The 4,422-nt window shown below is 62.3% G+C and carries 2 protein-coding genes; both read right to left on the bottom strand.

All coding sequences use genetic code 11. From position 1 onward, the window contains the following. Positions 1 to 3,053, bottom strand: a 3,053-nt coding sequence (locus tag ACTHXA_RS03395; RefSeq protein WP_441669356.1) for an immunoglobulin domain-containing protein, incomplete at its 3' end; no start/stop codon positions are given. Positions 3,054 to 3,166: 113 nt separating this feature from the next. Continuing rightward, positions 3,167 to 4,237, bottom strand: a complete 1,071-nt coding sequence (locus ACTHXA_RS03390; RefSeq protein WP_441669354.1) for an iron-siderophore ABC transporter substrate-binding protein — start codon at positions 4,235 to 4,237, stop codon at positions 3,167 to 3,169. Positions 4,238 to 4,422: the final 185 nt, after the last annotated feature.

Genomic DNA, 4,422 nt, shown 5'->3' with positions numbered 1-4,422 from the left:
GTCGGCTCCGGCGTCTCGGTCGGCTCAGGGGTCTCAGTCGGCTCAGGCGTTTCCGTGCCGGTCACGGTGAACTCATCAGACTTGATGGTGCGCGAGACATCCCCCGGTTTGAGGCTGCCGGTCAGGAAGCGCAGCGAGTGCGTTCCAGCCTGGAATGCCGGTGACGAGCCGTAGCTGTCCGTGCCAGCATCCTCAGTCGTACCGTTCGGTAGCGGCATCTGGATGTCGAACTCACCGTTCTCGTCCGCTTCCACAACAAACCAGATGGTCTTGTTCTGGTGCACTGCCGAGGAATCGAGACGCGAGTATGCGCCTTCGTCGAGCTTGATGGCAACCGTCGAGCCTTCGGTGCCGTCGGCCGTGAGCCAGCCTTCACCGGTGACGTGGAGCGTGCCACCAACCTCAGCGGTTTCGGCAACGGTGACCGACGCATTCGCCGGAGGCTCAATCTCAAGCGTCCGGGGGACGGTGTTGGTGCCGTCGGTGAACGTGATCTCGAGCGGACCAATCGGCGCATCCGAGGGGAGCTGTACGCGGGTGAAGACATCGCGAACGGTGTCTCCGTTCGCGTCGAGCTGCCAGGCCTTGGTCGACTGGTTTACCTGTCCTTCGCCGCCGAGCGTGACGGTTTCTCCGTCCACAACTGCGGTTGCGGTGAGCTGACCGTTCGGCTCGAAGCCGACGGCGTGGAAGGTCCAGACACCACCCTTTTGCACGAACAGGTCTTCGACACCGCCATCGTGATCACCGGGGTTGAACACCGAAGTGGTCGCAGCCTTCACGGTGACGGCCTCGCTCGTGGCGAGCACCGCATCCGTGTCAGCATCGATTACCGCGAGGCTGTATCCGGCTCCGGGAGCTGCGTCGCGCGGAACTGTGACGCGCGTGTATGTCTGGCCGTCAGGATTCGCGGTGCTGCCATCAGCGGCAATCGTGTACGGACTGCTCGCGAGGGTTTCACCCGCTGGGTCGAGCAGCGCAACGTTCACTGAGGTGCCCTCCGCGAAGTCGCTCAGGGTGAACCACACGTGGCCGTACTGCTCAACTTCGGTGTTGGTGAGCGTGATCGCTGCATCCGCTACCGGGGTCACGGTCAGCGTTGCCGCTGCGGTGCTCACGCTACCGGCACTGTTCGTGAACACGGCGCGGTACTGCGTGCCGTTGTCCGCGTCAGCGACGTTCTCAAGCGCGAGAGTGGCCTCGGTTGCGCCGTCAACGGGCGCCCAGGTGGTGCCTTCGTCGGTCGAGGACTCCCACTGCACGGTCACGTCCACTGCCGAAGATGCGGCCGCGGTGAAGGATGCGCTGCTACCGGCTTCCGCGCTCACGTCGCTCGGCTGCGTGGTGACGACCGGAGCGGTGACCTCAGGAGCCGTTGCTTCGTCGACCACGGTGAAACGCACGGTGATACCGCGCTGGTGGTCGCCCGAGAGTTGCGAACCGGTGAGGATGCGCACCATGTGCTGGCTACCGGCCTGCCAGTTCTCGGCAAAGAACGCTTCGTCTTTCGTGGTGTTCGTGGCATCTGGCCAAGGGATTTCGACGCGGAATGTGCCGTCCGCGTTGGCCTGGATCAGTGCGTGTCCGCGCTTGTCCGAGAAAGTCGCCCCCGTAACTGGGTGAATGACCTCGCGCGTGGTGTTGAGCGTCATCGGGTCGCCCGAGTACGAAGCGTCGATCATGAACATCGCAACCGAGCCCTGCTCGCCATCGGGGTGGACGTATCCCTCACCCTCGATGACGATGTTCTCGCCCTTGACGACGGCGTTCGGCGCCGAAACACTGAACTCCTCGACGCCGTTCGCACCGTAGGACTCACCGGTGACCGTGACGTTCACGTTGGTGTTGAGGCTTTCGGTGAAGCGAATTTCTGCGGCTCGAGTTGCGCTCTCGCCACCCGCGTTCGTGAATACCGCGCGGTAGAACGTGCCGTGCTGGGCAGCTGCGTCCTCACCCGCTACTGCAAGTGTCGTTCCGGTAGCGCCGGCGACGTTGGTCCACGCTGCGGCGTTCGGCTCGCCGTTCGGGAGCGCCGTGGTCGACTGCCACTGCACGGTCTGGTCGGATGCGCTGGTTGCTGCGGCGGTGAACGTCGCGGTGTCACCTTCGGAGATCGTGACTCCGGCCGGGTGCTCGGTCACCGCAGGAGGCTGCACTAGGTTGAGTCGTACCGGCACGGTCGTAACGGTGCCGTGCGCATTCGTAAACTCCGCAATGTAGAGGCGGTTGTTGAGGTTCGGGCTCGTACCAGCAGTCACGGTCAGCGTGGGTTCTGTTGCTCCGGCAATGTTGACCCAGTTACCTGTGTAGTCTTCGTAGTCGGCGCCGCCTGACAGTGCCTGGCTGCGCTTCCACTGGACGGTCGGTGCGGGGGAACCGGATGCGGCCGCGGTGAAGGTCGCTTCGCTACCGTTGGCGACCTCAACGGACACCGGCTGCGTGGTGATCGCGGGCGCCTCTCCTGCTGCAGCTGCCTCGACCACGGTGAACTTCAGCGCTGCCGTGCGTGAGACGTCGGGGTTCAGCGTTTTGCCGTCTTGGCCCAGGTCGTCGAGGCCCCAACGCCAAATGGATGCGGTGAGGAGCTGAATTTCGTGCTCGCTACCGACTTCCCACTCGGCGGTGAGGGTTGAGTTCGCGGGCGTGGGCCACGCAAGCTCCGCCGTCCAGGTGCCGTCATCGTTCGCCAGAGCCGCATCCCAGATCGTCTTATTGGTAAGCGGGTCGCCGCTGATCGGGTTGGTGATGTCCTGCGTCGTCGAGATATTGCCGGCGTCGTACTTGAAGCCGATGGCGCTGCCGATTGTTCCAGCAATGTCCATCATCGCGTCCTGCGACTCTTCCTTGATGACCATGCCCGTACCCGAAAGCTGAATGGGCTCCCCCGCCACTACTTCATTCGGGAAAGTAACCGTGGAGTCATCATGGAAGGTATAGGTCGAAGTGCCGTCGCCGTTGTCCGCGACGCCAACGGCCGCTGCCGCTGTGCTGACGCCGCCGAGCATCGGCAGCGCTACCGTCGCCGTCAACAACAGGGCTAGGAGCACTGCCATCGCGGCACGGTACGAGCGACGCGGGTGTGCCGCGAAACTACGTATTGCGTGCATGTATTTCTGCTTTCGGTTCGTTGTGTTGGGTAGTGGAATTTGTGTAGTCATTGGTGGGGTTAGAGGAGCGCGCTTTCGACGAACTCGATAATTCCGGTCATCAGCAGCGGGCCGCCGGTTGATGTCCACAACGAGCCATCGACCAGAATGACGTTGCCGTTCTGGTAGGCATCGAGTTCGGTAAAGCCGGGAACGTTTTGCGCCTCTTCGTAGGCATCCTCAGCACCGGCGAGGTCGGCCGTGCCACCGGCTTCGGGGTTGTTCACGCTTGAACCGCCGAGCGTGCCGAAGAACATATAGTCGGCATCCGCATCCGCGAGGTTTTCGAGCGAGACGGGTTCGGAGTGTCCGCGACCTTCCTTGTCCTGGGCCGGCGGCCGCTTCAGACCGATCGCGTCGAGCGCCATTCCAGGCGGAAGTTCTTTGAGGATGAGCGAGGCATTGGAGCCTTGCCAGCGAACAATCGAGAAGGTCTTGTCCTCGAAGCCGGCCTCATACAGGCGCTCCTTGACGTCCTCGGCGTAGGTGTCGAATTCGGCGAGAATTTGTTCGCCCTCTTCGACCTTGTTGAGCGAGTCGGCGACGTTCATGAACGTGGTCTTCCACTCGGCGCCCGCGTACCCCACGAAATACACCGGGGCAATCTGCTCGAGAATCGCGACCGATTCGGGGTTATTACCGCCGGATGCGTAGGTCAGGATGAGGTCCGGCTTGAGTTCGCCGATCGCCTCGAAGTTGAACTGGGCCACCGATCCCACTGCGGGAATGTCACCGGCGATATCCATGAGGTAATTCGGCATCGTCGACTGACCGCGCCCGTTTACCGAACCAATCGGCGTAACGCCGAGCGCGAGGGCGCCATCCAGCGTGGGTTCCGAGAGGGTAATGACTCTCTGCGGATCGACCGGGACCGCGACTGCCTCGTGATTGACGTCTTCGATGACGCGAATCGGGGTTCCGTCCTCGATACCCGGAACGCCCTCAGCGATACCTTCTGCACCGATCGCGACACCGTACGCGCTGCCCGCCGAAGTTTCTTTGGCGTCGCCAGTTGTCGCGGCACAAGAGGCCAGCAACAGTATTCCCGCAAGAGCCATCGCCACGGCCCCGAGACGCATTCTTCTGCGCATGTTCGAGTGATTCTCCAAGCTTCAATCGTGAGAGTTAGGATAACCTGACCCACATCAGATGTGCACACTGACTCTGGTGCCACATCAGTCCTGCCTAAGGCTAACCTCAGTAATCACCACACGCAACCTGCCGCGTTGACTCATAAGAAACCTCCGCGTAGCTCGATACGTTGCCTCATTTGAAT

The organism is Gulosibacter sp. (assembly GCF_052090685.1).
Classification (GTDB): Bacteria; Actinomycetota; Actinomycetes; order Actinomycetales; family Microbacteriaceae; genus Gulosibacter.
The sequence above is the reverse complement of the archived record's forward strand: the minus strand, read 5'-3'. Positions and strand labels throughout refer to the sequence as shown.